Source organism: Telmatospirillum sp. J64-1 (assembly GCF_006980715.1).
GTDB classification, from domain to species: Bacteria; Pseudomonadota; Alphaproteobacteria; order Rhodospirillales; family Magnetospirillaceae; genus Oleiliquidispirillum; species Oleiliquidispirillum nitrogeniifigens.
Map to the genome: position 1 here is coordinate 291092 of NZ_SBHN01000001.1, position 16501 is coordinate 307592.

Here is a 16501-nt window from a genome sequence, read left to right on the forward strand (position 1 = left end):
GTGCGAAAAGCATTGCATCGGACAGCCGTTATGCTGCGATGCAAATATAAAAAATATAGAGGCGGCGACATTGATTTGCCGCCATGGGAGGTTTCGGTGACATTCGAGATGTTTGTCACTGTCATGATGAATGGGCTGACGTTGGGCGCCCTTTATTTCATCGTGGCGAGTGGTTTTTCCTTGATCTTCGGTCTGATGCGCACGGTCAACATGGCGCATGGCACGCTCTACCTGATCGGCGCCTATCTGGGCTACTCGGTCTACGATCTCACGGAAAACTGGTACTACGCCATTGCCGCGGGGATGACGGCGGCGGCCGTTTTCGGGGCCATCATGCAGGTGACACTGCTGGGCTGGATGCAGGGCCAGGAATTGCGCCAGGCGCTGGTCACCATCGGCCTGTCGATCATCGTGGCCGACCAGTTGCTGGCCCATTACGGCGGCCTGTCGCTTCAGTTCTTTCCGCCGGATGCCCTGTTCGGTGCCACGGCCTTCCCCATTATCGAACGCTATCCGACCTTCCGCCTGTTCCAGATCGGCGCGGCGGTGGCGGTCGGGGTCGCCCTGTGGCTGATCCTGAACCGCACCAAGCTGGGGCTGATGATCCGCGCCGGTGTCGATGACCGCGAGATGCTGGCGGCCATGGGGGTGCGGGTGTCGCTGGTTGCCGTGGTGGTCTTCGCCCTGGGCGCCGCCCTGGCGGGGCTGGGCGGGGTTATCGGCGGATCGGCTCAGCCGTTCTCGCAAGGCACGGATGTCCGCTTCCTGTTGACCTCGCTGGTCGTGGTCATCGTCGGCGGCATGGGCTCGATCGGCGGCACCGCCATCGGCGCCATCATCGTCGGCATGGCCGAGCAATGGGGCCAGGCGCTGTTCCCCACCTATTCGGTGATCGTGACCTTCGTCATCATGGCCGCCGTGCTGGCCGTGCGTCCGCAAGGCATCATGGGCCGCCCGTCATGACCGGCATGATCCGTTCCTGGCCCCTGGCGCTGACCGCTGCGGTCATTGCCGTGCTGGTGATCCTGCCGCTGCTGCTGCCCAATTTCTGGATCGCCAATATCCTGGGGCGCAGCATCGCCTATGGCATCATCGCCCTCAGCCTGACCTTCCTGGCGACCTATGGCGGCTTCGTCTCGCTGGCCCAGACCATGATCGCCGGGGTGGCGGGTTATACTATCGCTATCCTGGCGCCGACCGCCATCCCCGCCGGGGCCGGATGGTCCTATGGCCTTGCCATTCCCTTCGCCATTCTGATGGCGACGTTGGCGGGGCTGATCGTCGGTGCCATCGCCGTCAGGACGCGCGGCATCTACCTGCTGATGATCACCCTGGCCCTGGCCGTCGGCTTCAGCCTGTTCGTGCAGAGCAATGTCGAGCTGTTCAACGGCTATGAAGGCATCCGCAACGTGGTCGGGCCGGATGTCTTCGGCATGCCCTTCCGCACGCCGCTGGTCTTCTATTACGTTTCCCTGGCGACGGCGGTGCTGCTCTATCTGGGCGTGATGTATCTGGTGCGCACGCCCTTCGGGCTGGTCCTGCAAGCCTTGCGCGACAATTCCCGCCGCGCCGCCGCCCTGGGCTACAACACCGCCCTGCACCGGATCGCGGCCTTCGGTGCCGCCGGCTTCATCGCCGGCTGCGGCGGGGTGCTGACCTGCTTCTACAATATCGGCATCTCGCCCGGCTCGGTGGGCATGGGGGCGACGGTCAATATTCTGATCATGAGCGTGATCGGCGGCCTCGGCCATCCCATCGGGGCCTTCATCGGGGCGCTGATCTTCACCCTGATCGATACCTTCGCGGCCTCCATCTACGACCGCGACCGCTTCAACACGCTGATCGGATTGCTGTTCCTGGTGATCGTGCTGGCCTCGCCCGACGGCGTGCTGGGGATCGGCAAGAAGCTGGCCGGGCTGTTCCGCCGCAAGGAGCGCAGCGCCGAGGCCGCGCCGGTTTCCCCGGCCCAGGCCAGTCCGGCCCAATCAGAACACTGACAAGCGCCGCAGCCTCGTCCCTGCCTGCGGCAAACAAGAACGGGACCAAACGGGAGGACTTCATGTCGAAGAGAAATAGGAAAGTAGCGGCCATCGTCACCGTCGCGGCTGCCGCCGTCTTTGCCGGCCCGGCCCATGCACAGGAGGAAATCCGCCTGGGCTCCATCGCCACGCTGGAAGGCCCCTTCGCCTCGGGCGGGCAGGACGGCCATCGCGGCATCACCCTGGCGCTGGAAGAGGTGAATTACGAAATCAACGGCAAGAAGATCGTCTGGACGGCGGAATCATCCAATGCCCAGGCCGATGTGGCGCTGGCCCGCGCGCGCAAGCTGATCGAACAGGACCAGGTGGACATCATCGTCGGTCCGCTGTCCGGCGCCGAGGGCATCGCCCTGCGCGACTATTCGCGCACCCTGACCGGCAAGACCATCGTCAATGGCTCCTCGGCGGCGTCGGATACCACCCTGCGTGATCCCTCGCCCAATTTCTTCCGCTTCAGCACCGAGGGTGCACAATGGATGGCGGGGCTGGGCAATTACGTCTTCCAGGAAATGGGCGTCGAGCATGTGGCGGTGATCGCCAACGACTATGCCTTCCCCTATGCCCAGGTCTTCGGCTTCATGGTCGATTACTGCCGCGCCGGCGGCAAGGTGACCAAGCTGTGGTCGCCCTTGGGCACCACCGATTACAGCTCGGTCATCACCCGTATCCCACGCGACGCAGGGGCCCTGCTGGTCATCAAGGGCGGCACCGACGCCCTGGCCTTCCTGACCCAATATGCCCAGACCGGCGGCGAACTGCCGATCATCGGCGGCTCGATCATGGCCGACCAGACGCTGATGAGCGCCCGTGGCCCGCATCAGCGCCTGATGGAAGGCATGATCTCAGCCGGTCCCATCGCCGATATCCATGACGATCCGATGTGGCAGGAATGGGTGGAACGTTATCGCGAACGTTTCCCCGACGGCCTGCAATCGCCGTCGATCCACGGCTTCAACTACTACACCAACACCAAGGCCATCCTGCTGGCCCTGCAGGAGGTCGGTGGCGACCTGTCGGACAATCAGCAGAAATTCCAGCAGGCCCTGGCCAATCTGGAATTCAAGAACCCGATGGGCGCGACCGTGAAGCTGGACGAGAACCGCCAAGCCATCTCGGACATCTTCTTCACCCGCATCGTCAAGACCGATGACGGGCTGCGCACCGAAAGCTTCGGCCGCGCCGATGGCGTGGACCAGCGCCTGGGCCTGTCGCCGGAAGAGTTCGAAAAGCTGGGTTCGCCCTCCCGCGACAACCCCAGCTGCCCGCCGGTGTCGTGACCAGCCCAACCGTTTCCGGCACGCAAGCCCCCGCCCTCAGCCTGAAGGGCGTGGGCCGCCGGTTTGGCGCCCTTCAGGCCGTGCGCGACGTCACTTTCGACGTCGCGCAGGGCGAACGGCGCGCCATCCTCGGCCCCAACGGCGCCGGCAAGACCACCTTGTTCAACACCATCTGCGGCGATTTCCCGCCGACTTCGGGCAGCATCCTTCTGTTCGGCGAGGATATCTCGGCCCTGAAAGCCTATCAGCGGGCACGGCTGGGCATCGGACGGACCTATCAAAGCTCGCTGCTCTTCGACGGGCTGAGCGTGATCGACAATCTCTACCTCGCCATCCGTGGCGCGCGGCCGGGCCGCTTCAGCATGGTCAAGCCGGGGCGGGACAATCCCGAACTGGCCCGCGCCCGGGAACTGGCCGAAATGGTCCGCCTGGGGCATGTGCAGGATCGTTTGGTGACGGAGCTGTCCTATGGGCAGCGCCGCCAGCTCGAAGTCGGCATGGCGATGGGCCTGTCGCCGCGCCTTTTAATGCTAGACGAACCCGCCGCCGGGCTGTCGCCCATCGAACGGCCGGAACTGTCGCGGCTGCTGCGGGAATTGCCCCGCAGCCTGACCGTGGTGCTGATCGAGCACGACATGGACATCGCCCTGCCCATGGCCGACCGCGTGACGGTGATGAAGGACGGCGCGGTGGTGGTCGAGAATACCCCCGACAACATCCAGACGGACCCGATGGTTCACGAGATCTATCTGGGCCACCGGCGGCAAGGTCATGCTTGAGATCAAGGACGTCCATTTCCATTACGGTCAAGCCCATGTCCTGCAAGGCGTGGACCTGGCGATCGGCGACGAGCCCCTGGCCCTGATCGGGCGCAACGGCATGGGCAAGACCACGCTGTGCCATTCCATCATGGGCATGGCGAGGATCAGCCGTGGCAGCATCCGCTTCCAGGGCACCGAGATCCAGGGAAGGCGGCCGGATCATATCGCCCGCTCGGGCATTGCCTTGGTCCCCCAGGGGCGGCGGGTCTTTCCTTCGCTGACGGTCGACGAGCATCTGCGGCTGGTCGCGAAGGGGCGTAACCGGCCCTGGACCATCGAGCGGGTCTACGAGACTTTCCCGCGCCTGGCCGAACGCAAGCGCAACGGCGGCGCCCAGCTTTCGGGCGGCGAGCAGCAGATGCTGGCCATTGCCCGCGCCCTGCTGACCAATCCCCGGCTGGTGATCATGGACGAGCCCTCGGAAGGGCTGGCGCCGGTGATCGTCGATCATCTGTGCATTGTGCTGCGCGACCTGGCGAAAAGCGGCATGGGCATCCTGCTGGTCGAGCAGAATCTCGGCGTCGCCACCACGGTCTGCGACCGCGTCGCCGTGATGGTCACAGGCCGCATCGCCGCTACCATGCCGTCCCAGGACCTGCTGGAGGATGAAACCGCCCAGCGCCGCTGGCTGGGCGTCAGCGCCCATGCCTGAAGCTCATCGAGAAAAGAAAACGAACCCCGTCGCTAAACGCAGGGAGGAAAGAATGGGCAAAGTCTATGTGGTTGGAACCTGTGACACGAAGGAAGCCGAATTGCTCTATGCTCGCGACATGGTGCGGGCGGCGGGCGTGGAGGCCATCGTCGTCGATGTCGGCACCCGCGAGGCCTGCGACAGCGCTGATGTGCCGGCAGTGGAGGTGGCGGACTTCCATCCCCAGGGGCGGAAGGCGGTGCTGGGTTTCGATGATCGCGGCGCGGCGGTCACCGCCATGAGCGAGGCCCTGGCCGCCTATCTGGAAAGCCGCGAGGATATCGGCTGCGTGCTGGGCATGGGCGGGTCGGGCAATACAGCCTTGGTGACGGCCGCCATGCGGCGCCTGCCCATCGGCCTGCCCAAGCTGATGGTCTCGACCGTCGCCTCGGGCAATGTCTCGGCCTATGTCGGGCCGAACGACATCGCCATGATGTATTCCGTCACCGATATCGCCGGGATCAACAGCATCAGCCGCAAGGTCATCGGCAATGCCGCCCATGCCGCCGCCGGCATGGCGAAGTGGCAGGTGCCGGCCCTGGCCAACGACAGGCGCGGCATCGGCATGACCATGTTCGGCGTCACCACTGATTGCGTCAATCAGCTGCGCGCCCAGTTGGAGGACGAATACGACTGCTTCGTCTTCCACGCCACCGGCACCGGCGGCCAATCGATGGAAAAGCTGGCCGACAGCCGCCTCGTGGACGGGCTGATCGACACCACGACCACCGAAGTCTGCGACTTCTTCGTCGGCGGGGTCTTCCCCTGCACCGAGGACCGCTTCGGCGCCGTCGCCCGCACGAAGCTGCCCTATGTGGGTTCGGCGGGAGCGCTGGACATGGTGAATTTCGGCGCCTTGGAGACGGTGCCCGAGAAATTCCGGCAGCGGAACCTCTATGTCCACAATCCGCAGGTCACGCTGATGCGCACCACGCCCGAGGAAAATCGCAAGATGGGCGAATGGATCGCCGCCCGCCTGAATGCCTGCGACGGGCCGGTCCGCTTCCTTCTGCCGCTGGGCGGAGTGTCGGCGCTGGACGCGCCCGGCAAGCCCTTCCACGACCCCGAGGCCAACGAGGCCCTGTTCAGCGCCATTTCCGAGACTTTCCAGGAGACGCCGGACCGGCGCCTGATCAAGCTTCCCCATCACATCAACGATCCGGAATTCGCCGCGGCCCTGGCCCGTAATTTCCGGGAGATCGCGGCATAGGCGCCCGATCTGTCTACCGAGGAGTGTTTCCGATGAAACTTATCGAGCGCCAAGTCATTCTCGCTCGTTTCCGCGACATGATCGCCAAGCGCCAGCCGATCATCGGCGGGGGGGCGGGCACCGGCCTGTCGGCCAAATGCGAGGAAGCCGGCGGCATCGATTTGATCGTGATCTACAATTCCGGCCGCTACCGCATGGCCGGGCGCGGCTCGCTGGCCGGGCTGCTGGCCTATGGCAACGCCAACCAGATCGTCAAGGAAATGGCCTGCGAAGTCCTGCCGGTGGTCAAGCACACTCCGGTCCTGGCGGGGGTTAACGGCACCGATCCCTTCGTGCTGATGGGCCCCTTCCTCGACGAGTTGAAGGCCATGGGCTTCGCCGGGGTGCAGAACTTCCCCACCGTCGGGCTGATCGACGGCGTGTTCCGCGCTAATCTTGAAGAAACCGGCATGAGCTATGGGCTGGAAGTCGACATGATCCGGCTGGCCCATGAAAAGAACATGCTGACCACGCCTTACGTCTTCAGCGCCGAGGAAGCGGTCGCCATGACCCGGGCCGGGGCGGATATCATCGTCTGCCATCTGGGCCTGACCACCGGCGGGTCGATCGGCGCCGAAACGGCCCGCACCTTGGCCGATTGCGTGCGCGATATCGATGCCTGGGCCGAGGCGGCCCGCCGCGTGCGCGACGACGTCATCGTGCTGTGCCATGGCGGCCCCATCTCGGGACCGGAAGATGCCGAATACGTGCTGAAGAACACCCAGCTCTGCCACGGCTTCTACGGCGCCAGTTCGATGGAGCGCCTGCCCACCGAACAGGCCCTGACCGAACAGACCCGGAAATTCAAGACGATCAATTTCTAAGGGAGGAGAGAATGCCCAAGGCCTATGCCAGTGCGATCATTCCCGCGCCCGTCGAATCGGTCTGGGCGGTGGTCCGCGACTTCAATGCCTTGCCGTCCTGGCATCCCGGCATCGCCCGCAGCGAGATTGAGGAGGGTCGCGCCCCCGACAGCGTCGGCTGCGTGCGCAGCTTTCATCTCCAGGACGGCAGCCATATCCGAGAAAAGCTGCTCTCCCTGTCCGATGCCCGCTATAGCGTCACCTACGACTTCCAGACCTCGCCCATTCCGGCGCGGAACTATCAGGCGACCATCCGCCTGACGCCGGTCACGGCGGGTGACGCTACCTTCGCCGAATGGTGGGCGACCTATGACTGCGACCAGGGCGAGGAAGCCGGGTTACAGAACCTCTTCGCCAATGGCGTCTTCAAGACGGGCTGGGATGCGCTGAAGGGCAGGGATTTTCCCGCCGTCAGCGCCGAACGCTGGCAGGGCGACCGCCCGGCCAAGGTCTTCTGCAGTTCGGTCATCGACGCCCCCGTCGCCAAGGTCTGGGAGATCATGCGCGATTTCGGCGGCATGGCCGGCTGGCATTCCGATATCCACGACATGACCATCGAGGGCGGGCGGCGTTCCGACGAAGTGGGCTGTGTGCGGAGCTTCCATTTCGGCGAGGACCATCTGCGCGAGGAATTGCTGTGGCTGTCCGACCTGGACCACCGGTTCGGCTACCGCATCCTCAAGAGCGCCATGCCCTTGAGCAATTACGTCGCCGAAGCCAGCCTGTTCCCCGTCACCGACGGCGACCGGACCTTCGCCGTCTGGACCGCCGATTTCCGCTGCGCCCCCGAGGTCGAGGCGGAGTTGGTGGAAAAGGTTCATCACAACGTTTTCCAGAAGGCCTTCGATACGGTCGGTTCCCGCCTAAAGCGTGACGCAGGAAATCTGCATCATGCTTTAGGTTTATAAATTTGCCCTTGCCGGGCGCGCGCCTCCGCGCGCTTGGCCGCGGCCTCAACGGCCGCAGGTCGCAGCTTGCGTCAGATATAACGCAAGCTGCTCTAGCTGCCCTGGTCTAAGCGCTCCCCCCTCCGCCTGTTCCCCTTCTATCGGGGGGCAGGCGGGTGATAAACCCCGTCGCTCTGCGGCGGGGTTTTCATTTTGTCTCGCTCAAGCGGGGAGGGCAGCTTGGGCCTTGCAAGGGGGGCGAGCTTTGACTAATGTGAGTGAGCGTTCACTATAAATAAGGAACAGGGATGCCCAGGAAAGCAAAGGATGCGAGCGCGACCCGCGAGCTGATCCAGGGGACGGCGCTGCGCCTCTTCGTGGAGAAGGGGGTGACGGAAACGACGATCCGCGATCTTGCCTCGGCGGCGGGCATCGCCGAGGGAACGCTCTATCGCCATTACGTCTCGAAGGACGAATTGGTCCACGACCTGTTCCAGACCAATTACGGCGCTTTCGGACGCAAATTACGGGATGTGCAGCAGGCGCACGGCGCTTTTCCCGACAAATTGGCGGCGATGATCGAAACGATCTGCCAATTCTACGACAGCGATCCGATCTGCTTCCGCTTCCTGCTGCTGGCCCAGCACCAAGCCCTGCCGCGCATCGATACGGGGGCGGATAATCCGGTGCAGGTCTTACACAATGTCATCGCCGAGGCCATGGAACGGGGCGAGATCACAGCCCGCGATCCCGATCTGGCGACAGGATTCGTGCTTGGGCTGTTGCTTCAGCCTGCCGTGCTGATGGTCTATGGCCGCCTGACTCCGCCATTCGCCGCCTTGGCACCGGAGATCACGGCGGCCTGCTGGCGGGTGCTCAATCCGTAACCCCTGATCCTTCCGCCCGCCCTTTCCAATGCGCTGACACCTCTTTCGGGAGTCGAACATGGCTTCTTCCTTTTCCTTGCTCGCCAAGCGCCGCTTCCTGCCGCTTTTCGTGGCCCAGTTCCTGGGGGCCATGAACGACAATTTCTTCAAGAATGCCCTGGTCATTCTGGTGTTGTTCGGATTGGGCGACCAGGCGGGATTGTCGGCTCCCATCCTGGTGACGGCGGCTGCGGGATTGTTCATCCTGCCCTTCTTCCTGTTCTCGGCGACGGCCGGCCAGCTCGCCGACCGGATGCAGAAGACCAAGCTGGTCAAGCTGGTCAAGCTGGCCGAGATCGGTATCGCCGTGGTGGCGGCCTGGGGCCTGCTGGCCGCCGATATCTGGATCATGCTGGCCGCCCTGTTCCTGCTGGGCGTGCAATCGGCCTTCTTCGGCCCGCTGAAATATTCGATTCTGCCCGAACAATTGCGCGAGGACGAACTGATCAGCGGCAATGCCCTGGTGGAAAGCGGCACCTTCCTGGCCATCCTGATCGGCACCATCGGGGGCGGCATCCTGGTGATGCTGGACAGCGGGCCGCAAATCGTGTCGGCGATCCTGCTGGTCATGGCGGTGGCCGGCTTCGCCGCCAGCCTGTTCCTGCCCGCCGGTCCGCCCGGCAATCCCCAACTGGTCGTTCACGCCAATATCCTGCGCGAAACGGGGCGCGTCATCGGGCTGGTGCGCAAGCGCCGCGACCTGTTCCTGTCGGTGCTGGGGATTTCCTGGTTCTGGCTGATGGGGGCGACCTTCCTGTCCCAATTCCCCGCTTTCGCGCGTGATATTCTGCGCGCCGACCAATATGCGGTGACGGTGATGCTGACGGTGTTTTCCGTCGGCATCGGCCTGGGGTCGATGCTGTGCGGGCGGGTGCTGAAGGGCGAGATTTCCGCCCGTTTCGTGCCCTTCGCCGCCATCGGCATCACCCTGTTCTCCCTCGACCTCTATCTCGGCGGAGTGAGTGCCGCGGGCGGGGAAGGTGAGCTGGCGGGGCTGGGGCAGTTCCTGTCCTCCTGGGCCAATCTGCGCGTGCTGGCCGACCTGCTGCTGATCGCCGTCTGCGGCGGCCTCTATATCGTTCCCCTCTACGCCATCCTGCAAAGCCATGCGGAACAGGACGAGCGGGCGCGGGTGATCGCCGCCAACAACATCGTCAATGCCGCCTTCATGGTCGTCTCGGCCCTGGTCACCATGGCCCTGCTGGGGATGGGCTGGCAGGTGACGGACATCTTCCTGCTGGTGGCCGCCGCCAATGCGGTGGTGGCCGTCTATATCTGCGGCCTGCTGCCCGACGCGGTGATCAAGGGCGTGCTGTCCTGGCTGCTGCGCCGCCTCTACAAGGTCGAGCTTTCCGGCTTCGAGCACCTGAAGAATGCGGGAGAGCGGGTGGTGATCGCGGTCAACCACGTCTCGCTGCTTGATGCCGTGCTGATGGCGACCTTCCTGCCGCAGAAGCCGACTTTCGCGATCAACAGCTTCGTCGCCCGGCGCTGGTGGGTGAAGCCTTTCCTGACCCTGGTCGATGCCTTTCCGCTCGATCCCACCAATCCGCTGTCCACCAAGGCGCTGATCCGTGCGGTGCAGGCGGGGCGGACGGTCGTGATCTTCCCCGAGGGCCGCATCACCGTGACCGGTGCGCTGATGAAGGTCTATGAAGGCCCGGGCATGATCGCCGACCGTGCCGGGGCCACCCTCGTGCCGGTGCGCATCGACGGCGCCCAATACACGCCCTTCTCCTATCTGAAGGGCAAGGTCCGCCGCCGCCTCTTTCCGCGCATCCGCATCTTCATGCAGCCCCCCCAGCGCTTCGACCTGCCGCCGGAACTGAAGGGCCGCGCCCGCCGCCAGCGCATCGGCCAAGCGCTCTACGACGTCATGTCGCGCATGATGTACGAGACCGCTCCCAAGGACCGGACCTTGTTCGAGGCCCTGCTCGACGCCCGCGCCATCCATGGCGGCAAGGCGGTGATCCTGGACGACATTAACCGCAAGCCGGTCAGCTATGGCCGCGTGATCATCGGCAGCCTGGCCCTGGGCCGCAAGCTGATCCGCCAGACCCGGCCGGGCGAGACGGTTGGCCTGCTGCTGCCCAATGCCACGGCCACCGCCTTGTCCTTCTGCGGCTTGCAGGCTTTCGGGCGGGTGGCCGCCATGCTCAATTTCACCGCCGGTCCGGCCAATATCCTCTCGGCCTGCGAAGCGGCGCGGATCGGCACCGTCGTCACCTCCCGCCGCTTCATCGAGCAGGCCCGGCTGCAATCGCTGGCCGAGGCGCTGGACAAGCAGGTGCGGATCGTCTGGCTGGAGGACATCCGTGACGAGATCGGCCTGTTTTCCCGCCTGCGTGCCTTTGCCGAAGCCCCCTTCGCCGGATACATCCACCGCCGTTTCGGGCGCAAGGCCGGGGATGCGGCGGCGGTGCTGTTCACCTCGGGCTCGGAAGGCAAGCCCAAGGGCGTGGTGTTGAGCCATGCCAATATCCTGGCCAATTGCCAGCAGCTTGCCGCGCGGGTGGATTTTTCTCCTTCCGACCTGGTGTTCAACGCGCTGCCCGTCTTCCATTCCTTCGGCCTGACCGGCGGGTTGCTGCTGCCGCTGCTGTCGGGGGTGCGCAGCTTCCTTTATCCCTCGCCGCTGCATTACCGCATCGTGCCCGAGATGGTCTATGACACCAACGCCACGATCATGTTCGGCACCGACACCTTCCTGAGCGGCTATGCCCGCGTCGCCAATCCTTATGATTTCTACAGCCTGCGCTATATCTTCGCCGGGGCGGAAAAGGTGAGGGACGAGACCCGCAAGGCCTGGATGGAGAAATTCGGCCTGCGCATCCTGGAAGGCTATGGCGCCACCGAGACCGCCCCGGTCATCGCCGTCAACACGCCCATGCATTACAAGGCGGGCAGCGTGGGCCGCCTGCTGCCAGCCATCGAATGCCGCCTGGAAAAGGTGCCGGGCATCGAAGAGGGCGGACGGCTGCATGTGCGCGGCCCCAATGTGATGCTGGGCTATCTGCGCGCCGAGCGTCCCGGCGAATTGGAGCCGCCGGCCGAGGGCTGGTACGATACCGGCGATATCGTCGCCATCGACGACCAGGGCTTCCTGCGCATCCTGGGCCGTGCCAAGCGCTTCGCCAAGGTCGCCGGGGAAATGGTCTCGCTGACCCGCGTGGAAGCCGAACTGGCCCTGCTGTGGCCCGATGCCCAGCATGCCGTGATCGCGCTGCCCGACCCGCGCAAGGGTGAGCAACTGGTCCTGCTGACCACCCATGCCCAAGCCAGCCGGGCGGAGATCCAGAACCATTTCCGCAAGGCCGGCCTTGCCGAACTCTGGGTGCCCCGCCAGGTGCAGGTCATCGACCGCATGCCGGTGCTGGGCACGGGCAAGACGGATTACGTCGCCGCAAAGGCCATGGTCGAGACCACTCGCCCGGATACGGAAGAATCCCATGCCGAGGAGGAGGATGCTCCCGGCGGCTTGCAGCCTTAAGTTCCAGCCCCCTGTCTTGCGACGCTCAGTCTCCTAAGGCAGGAAAGGCGGCGGCGTGGGCGGGTTGTCTGGCAAGGCCTCCGGGACGTCGTCCTTCAGGGCGACGCCGGACAGCTTCAGGCGACGGGCCTCGTTCATCAGCCAAGCGATCTTCGCGGCGGCGGCTTCCGGCAGCAGGCCTTCCGGGCGGATGTTCGAGACGCAGTTGCGGGCTGAATTCTGCAGGCCGGGCCGTGGCCCCCAGGTCAGGTAGGCGCCCAGGCTGTCGGCGCTGGACAGGCCGGGCCGTTCGCCGATCAGCATCACCGTCATCGCCGCGCCCATGGCCGCCCCGATGCCGTCGGCCAAGGCCACGCGGGCCTGCCGGGCCAGGATCACCGGGCCGATATGCCAGCCAGCCAGGCGGACCTGGAGAGCCCGCAAGGTGGCGGCGGCATGGTCCTTGACGGCGCGGGAGGACAGGCCGTCGCCGATGACGAACACCACCTCATAGGGGCCGGGGGGCAGTTTTGCAGCTTCTCCCTCCGCCAGTTGCCGGCCGAGATCGGGGCGTTGCAGATAGAGGGCGCGGTCCGGCGCGGCGCTGCGCAGGGTCCGCACCGCAAGGCCGGTCGCCTGTGCGATTTCCCGTTCGAGGGCCGCGAAGTCGAGCGGCATATGCACCGAATCGCGGGCACGGGCATGGGCCATCTGGAAGTCCAGCAGATGGGCCAGCGGCAGGCCGTCGCCGACCCGGCCCAAAGCGATGCGGGCGGCGGTATGGCGACGCAGGATATGCCAGGGATCGGCGGGCCGGTCGCTCATGCGGCACCTCCGGCGGCCAGCAGGAGCCGGGCGCCGCTTTCCCCGGTCAGGCGGGGGCGGATGCGTCCGGCGGCATCGGCGATTTCCATCCGCTCCAGCCAGGCCTCGAATTCCGGGGCGGGTTTCAGGCCGAGGGTGGCGCGAAGATAGAGGGCGTCATGGAAGGAGGTGCTCTGGTAATTCAGCATGATGTCGTCGGCCCCCGGCACGCCCATGATGAAATTGACCCCGGCGGTTCCCAGCAGGGTCAGCAGTGTGTCCATGTCGTCCTGGTCGGCCTCGGCATGGTTGGTGTAGCAGATGTCGCATCCCATCGGGATGCCCAGCAGCTTGCCGCAGAAATGGTCTTCCAGTCCGGCACGGATGATCTGCTTGCCGTTATAGAGATATTCCGGCCCGATGAAGCCGACCACGGTATTGACCAGCAGCGGCGAGAAGGCCCGCGCCACGGCATAGGCCCGGGCCTCCACCGTCTGCTGGTCCAGGCCGTGATGGGCGTCGGCGGACAGGGCGCTGCCCTGGCCGGTCTCGAAATACATCACATTCCGCCCCACCGTGCCGCGCTTCAGCGCCAGGGCCTGCTCGCGCGCCTCGGCCAGCATGGCTAAGGTGATGCCGAAGCTGTCATTGGTGGCCTGCGTACCGGCGATGGACTGGAAGACCAGATCGACCGGTGCGCCCTGGTCCATCACCGCCATGGCGGTGGTCACATGCGCCAGCACGCAGGATTGCGTCGGAATGTCGTGGCGCAGGCGGATCTCGTCGATCAGGTGCAGCAGGCGCGTCATGGCCGCCGGGCTGTCGGTCGCCGGATTGATGCCGATCACCGCATCGCCGCAGCCATACATCAGCCCGTCCAGGATGGAGGCGGCGATCCCGGCCGGATCGTCGGTGGGATGGTTCGGCTGCAACCGCACCGACAGCCTTCCCGGCAGGCCGATGGTGGAGCGAAAGGCCGTGACGACGCGGCATTTGCGGCCGACGGCAATCAGGTCCTGGTTGCGCATCAGCTTGCAGACGGCGGCAGCTATTTCCGGCGTCAGGCCGGGGGCGAGGGCGGTCAGTTCCTCAGTCCCGGCGGCGTCGGACAGCAGCCAGTCGCGCAGTGCTCCGACCGTCATCGAGGAGACGGGGGCGAAGGCGGCCTGATCGTGGCTGTCGCAGATGAGGCGGGTCACCTCGTCGGTTTCGTAGGGGATCAGCGGTTCATCGAGAAACCGGCGCAGCGGCAGATCCGCCAGAGCCATGCGGGCGGCCACGCGTTCCTCGTCGCTGGCGGCGGCGATCCCGGCCAAGACATCGCCCGAACGTGCCGGGCTGGCCTTGGCCAGCAGGGCGGCCAGGGAGTCGAAGCGATAGGTGGTTCCGCCGACGGAATGGGTGATGGTCATGTCTCACCTGTTTCGATGCATCCATAATCCCGCAGATGGGCCAGGGCCTCGGCATAAAGTTCGGGCGTGGCCGCGGCGATCACGCGCCCGTCGGACTCCAGGTCGAGGGGGCGTCCGGCCCAATCGGTGATGATGCCGCCGGCGCCTTCGACCACCGGGATCAGCGCGCAATAATCGAAGGGCTCGAGCCGCGCCTCCACGACCAGATCCACATGCCCGGCCGCCAGCATGGCATAGCTGTAGCAATCGCCGCCGAAGCGCGGGGTATGGGTGCGCGCCAGCAGGGCTTCAACCGCAAGCCGATCGCGGGACGTGAAATAGAAAGGAGACGTGGTGTAGCACCGCGCTTCCGCCAAGAGGCGGCATGGGCTGGTCTTGCAGAGCATTTCCTGCCCATTGCCGTTGCGGAAGCGGGTAGCGCGGCCGCGCGCGCCGATCCAGCGTTCGCGCAGGGCAGGGATTTCGATGATGCCCAATTGCGGTGCACCGTCCTCCAGCAAGGCGATCAGCGTCCCCCATAGCGGCCAGCCGGAAATGAAGCTGCGGGTGCCGTCGATCGGGTCGATGACCCATAGCTTGTGCGCCTCCAGCCCGACGCAGCCATGTTCTTCGCCGAACAGGCCGTGATCGGGATAGCGCGCCGCGATGCGTTTCCTCAAGGCCGCCTCGATGGTGCGGTCGGCAATCGTCACCGGGCTTTCGTCGCGTTTCTTCTCGATGTCCAAAGGCTTCCGGAACCATTGCGCGGCCAAGCCGCCCGCCTCTCCCGCCAAGGCTTCGGCAAAGTCCAGGAATTCCCCCAAATCGACCGGCGAAAGGCCGGTGGCGGGCGCTGCGGTCATCCTGCACTCCTTGTCTGTTTATTAATCATAAAATGATGATGGCTAGATAATATGCAAAAGGCGTAGACAGAGAAACACAATTTTGCAAAACTGCACAAACTTACACACGGCACGGCGCCCCAGGCGCCCGCCTTCATCAGTCAGGCACCTGCGCGTGCCGATGTGACGGAGAAGTCCCATGCTGAAGATGTTCTCGCGCCCCCTCTTGGCCTCGGCCGCCGCATTCGGGCTGCTGGCCTTGTCCACGGCCGCCCAGGCCTCTTCCATCACCGTCTATTCGGCGCTCGAGGAAGACGAGATCGCCGAATATCTGGCGGCCGCACGGAAGTCGCTGCCGGACATCCAGATCGATGTCCTGCGCCTGTCCACCGGCGATCTGGGCGCCCGGCTGATCGCGGAAGCGGGTAATCCCCGGGCCGATGTGATCTGGGGACTTGCGGTCACCAACATCCTGGACCCCTCCATCAAGCAGATGCTCGAAGAGGTCGAGATCCCCGGCGTGGAGACACTGCCCGAGCCCTATCGCGCCGAGGACGGCAGTTGGTTTGCCGCCACCGGCTATCTGGGCGCCTTCTGCGTCAACACGGCGGTGCTCGAGGCGAAGAACCTGCCCAAGCCGACCTCCTGGGAGGACCTGACCGATCCCGTCTACAAGGGCGAGATCGTGATGCCCAATCCTGCCTCGTCGGGGACCGGCTATCTGCAGATCGCCGCTATCCTGCAAGGTATGGGCGAGGAAAAGGGCTGGGACCTTCTCGAGCGCCTGGACCAGAACATCGCCCAATATCCACCCTCCGGCTCGCGTCCCTGCACCATGGCCCGCAGCGGCGAATATGCCATCGGCGCCTCGCTGTCCTTCGTCGCTATGAAGTCGATCGAGGCCGGATTCCCGGTGGAAATGGTCATTCCCGCCGATCTGGCGGGCTATGAGTTGGAGGCTTCCGGCCTCGTCAAGGGATCGAAGAACCGCGAGGCGGCACTGCGTTTCCTGGAATGGACCGTCTCGCCCGAGGCCGCCGAGGTTTACAGCAAGTACAAGGACATGATCACCATTCCCGGCGTGCCGCGCTCGGAGATGGCCGACAAGGCCGGCCTGCCCGAGAACCTGACGGAAGTCCTCTATCCCATGGATTTCGCCAAATCCGCCGTGGAACGGCCGGAAATCCTGGCCAAGTGGCGCTCCACCATCAACCGCTGACCCTCTTTTCCGGCGGGCGGCCG

General features: G+C 65.0%; 14 protein-coding genes. 11 read left to right on the forward strand and 3 right to left on the reverse strand.

Annotated features, from left to right (window positions below):
• Nucleotides 1-108 precede the first annotated feature (108 nt).
• From EPD66_RS01335 to EPD66_RS01380, 10 genes are all read left to right on the forward strand, one after another.
• Nucleotides 109-963 carry a branched-chain amino acid ABC transporter permease gene (locus EPD66_RS01335; RefSeq protein WP_142846836.1) on the forward strand — a complete coding sequence of 285 codons (855 nt, stop codon included), beginning with the start codon at nt 109-111 and terminating at the stop codon, nt 961-963.
• Nucleotides 960-1997, forward strand: coding sequence for a branched-chain amino acid ABC transporter permease (locus tag EPD66_RS01340; protein ID WP_255448317.1), 1038 nt, complete (start codon nt 960-962; stop codon nt 1995-1997). The genes EPD66_RS01335 and EPD66_RS01340 overlap by 4 nt, the downstream gene beginning before the upstream one ends.
• A gap of 62 nt (nt 1998-2059) precedes the next feature.
• Nucleotides 2060-3316 (forward strand): ABC transporter substrate-binding protein, encoded by a 1257-nt coding sequence (locus tag EPD66_RS01345; protein ID WP_142846613.1) that lies wholly within the window; start codon nt 2060-2062, stop codon nt 3314-3316.
• Nucleotides 3313-4095 carry an ABC transporter ATP-binding protein gene (locus tag EPD66_RS01350; RefSeq protein WP_255448318.1) on the forward strand — a complete coding sequence of 261 codons (783 nt, stop codon included), beginning with the start codon at nt 3313-3315 and terminating at the stop codon, nt 4093-4095. The genes EPD66_RS01345 and EPD66_RS01350 overlap by 4 nt, the downstream gene beginning before the upstream one ends.
• A complete protein-coding gene (locus tag EPD66_RS01355; protein ID WP_142846615.1) occupies nt 4088-4789 on the forward strand; it encodes an ABC transporter ATP-binding protein in 702 nt (233 codons plus the stop codon). The genes EPD66_RS01350 and EPD66_RS01355 overlap by 8 nt, the downstream gene beginning before the upstream one ends.
• 52 nt (nt 4790-4841) lie before the next feature.
• Nucleotides 4842-6038 carry a Tm-1-like ATP-binding domain-containing protein gene (locus EPD66_RS01360; RefSeq protein ID WP_142846617.1) on the forward strand — a complete coding sequence of 399 codons (1197 nt, stop codon included), beginning with the start codon at nt 4842-4844 and terminating at the stop codon, nt 6036-6038.
• Between the two features lie 32 nt (nt 6039-6070).
• Complete coding sequence (locus EPD66_RS01365) at nt 6071-6901, forward strand: phosphoenolpyruvate hydrolase family protein (RefSeq protein WP_142846619.1); 831 nt, start codon at nt 6071-6073, stop codon at nt 6899-6901.
• 11 nt (nt 6902-6912) lie between these two features.
• Nucleotides 6913-7848 (forward strand): SRPBCC family protein, encoded by a 936-nt coding sequence (locus EPD66_RS01370; protein WP_142846621.1) that lies wholly within the window; start codon nt 6913-6915, stop codon nt 7846-7848.
• 287 nt (nt 7849-8135) lie between these two features.
• On the forward strand, nt 8136-8714 hold the full coding sequence (locus tag EPD66_RS01375) for a TetR/AcrR family transcriptional regulator (protein ID WP_142846623.1): 579 nt from the start codon (nt 8136-8138) through the stop codon (nt 8712-8714).
• A 58-nt stretch (nt 8715-8772) separates the two neighbouring features.
• Nucleotides 8773-12243, forward strand: coding sequence for an acyl-[ACP]--phospholipid O-acyltransferase (locus EPD66_RS01380; protein WP_185961190.1), 3471 nt, complete (start codon nt 8773-8775; stop codon nt 12241-12243).
• Between the two features lie 33 nt (nt 12244-12276).
• On the opposite strand, the gene eutC is transcribed toward EPD66_RS01380, so the two are convergent.
• From eutC to hisN, 3 genes are read right to left on the reverse strand one after another with little or no spacing between them, the layout of a single operon-like run.
• Nucleotides 12277-13047: an ethanolamine ammonia-lyase subunit EutC gene (gene eutC, locus EPD66_RS01385; protein ID WP_142846624.1), complete on the reverse strand. Its 771-nt coding sequence runs from the start codon at nt 13045-13047 to the stop codon at nt 12277-12279.
• Nucleotides 13044-14438 (reverse strand): ethanolamine ammonia-lyase subunit EutB, encoded by a 1395-nt coding sequence (locus EPD66_RS01390; protein ID WP_142846626.1) that lies wholly within the window; start codon nt 14436-14438, stop codon nt 13044-13046. Before EPD66_RS01390 ends, eutC begins: the two co-directional genes overlap by 4 nt.
• The gene (hisN, locus tag EPD66_RS01395) at nt 14435-15280 is read right to left on the reverse strand and encodes a histidinol-phosphatase (RefSeq protein ID WP_142846628.1); all 846 of its coding nucleotides are present in this window, start codon (nt 15278-15280) and stop codon (nt 14435-14437) included. Before hisN ends, EPD66_RS01390 begins: the two co-directional genes overlap by 4 nt.
• 178 nt (nt 15281-15458) lie before the next feature.
• On the opposite strand from hisN, the gene EPD66_RS01400 reads away from it, so the two are divergent.
• Complete coding sequence (locus tag EPD66_RS01400; protein ID WP_221930831.1) at nt 15459-16478, forward strand: ABC transporter substrate-binding protein; 1020 nt, start codon at nt 15459-15461, stop codon at nt 16476-16478.
• The last annotated feature ends 23 nt before the right edge of the window (nt 16479-16501 follow it).

Excerpts from the sequence above, each read along its gene's own strand:
- EPD66_RS01335 (WP_142846836.1), top strand. The coding sequence starts at position 109 with ATGTTTGTCACTGTCATGATGAATGGGCTGACGTTGGGCGCCCTTTAT.
- EPD66_RS01340 (WP_255448317.1), top strand. The coding sequence starts at position 960 with ATGACCGGCATGATCCGTTCCTGGCCCCTGGCGCTGACCGCTGCGGTC.
- EPD66_RS01345 (WP_142846613.1), top strand. The coding sequence starts at position 2,060 with ATGTCGAAGAGAAATAGGAAAGTAGCGGCCATCGTCACCGTCGCGGCT.
- EPD66_RS01355 (WP_142846615.1), top strand. The coding sequence starts at position 4,088 with ATGCTTGAGATCAAGGACGTCCATTTCCATTACGGTCAAGCCCATGTC.
- EPD66_RS01360 (WP_142846617.1), top strand. The coding sequence starts at position 4,842 with ATGGGCAAAGTCTATGTGGTTGGAACCTGTGACACGAAGGAAGCCGAA.
- EPD66_RS01365 (WP_142846619.1), top strand. The coding sequence starts at position 6,071 with ATGAAACTTATCGAGCGCCAAGTCATTCTCGCTCGTTTCCGCGACATG.
- EPD66_RS01370 (WP_142846621.1), top strand. The coding sequence starts at position 6,913 with ATGCCCAAGGCCTATGCCAGTGCGATCATTCCCGCGCCCGTCGAATCG.
- EPD66_RS01375 (WP_142846623.1), top strand. The coding sequence starts at position 8,136 with ATGCCCAGGAAAGCAAAGGATGCGAGCGCGACCCGCGAGCTGATCCAG.
- EPD66_RS01380 (WP_185961190.1), top strand. The coding sequence starts at position 8,773 with ATGGCTTCTTCCTTTTCCTTGCTCGCCAAGCGCCGCTTCCTGCCGCTT.
- eutC (WP_142846624.1), bottom strand. The coding sequence starts at position 13,047 with ATGAGCGACCGGCCCGCCGATCCCTGGCATATCCTGCGTCGCCATACC.
- EPD66_RS01390 (WP_142846626.1), bottom strand. The coding sequence starts at position 14,438 with ATGACCATCACCCATTCCGTCGGCGGAACCACCTATCGCTTCGACTCC.
- hisN (WP_142846628.1), bottom strand. The coding sequence starts at position 15,280 with ATGACCGCAGCGCCCGCCACCGGCCTTTCGCCGGTCGATTTGGGGGAA.
- EPD66_RS01400 (WP_221930831.1), top strand. The coding sequence starts at position 15,459 with ATGCTGAAGATGTTCTCGCGCCCCCTCTTGGCCTCGGCCGCCGCATTC.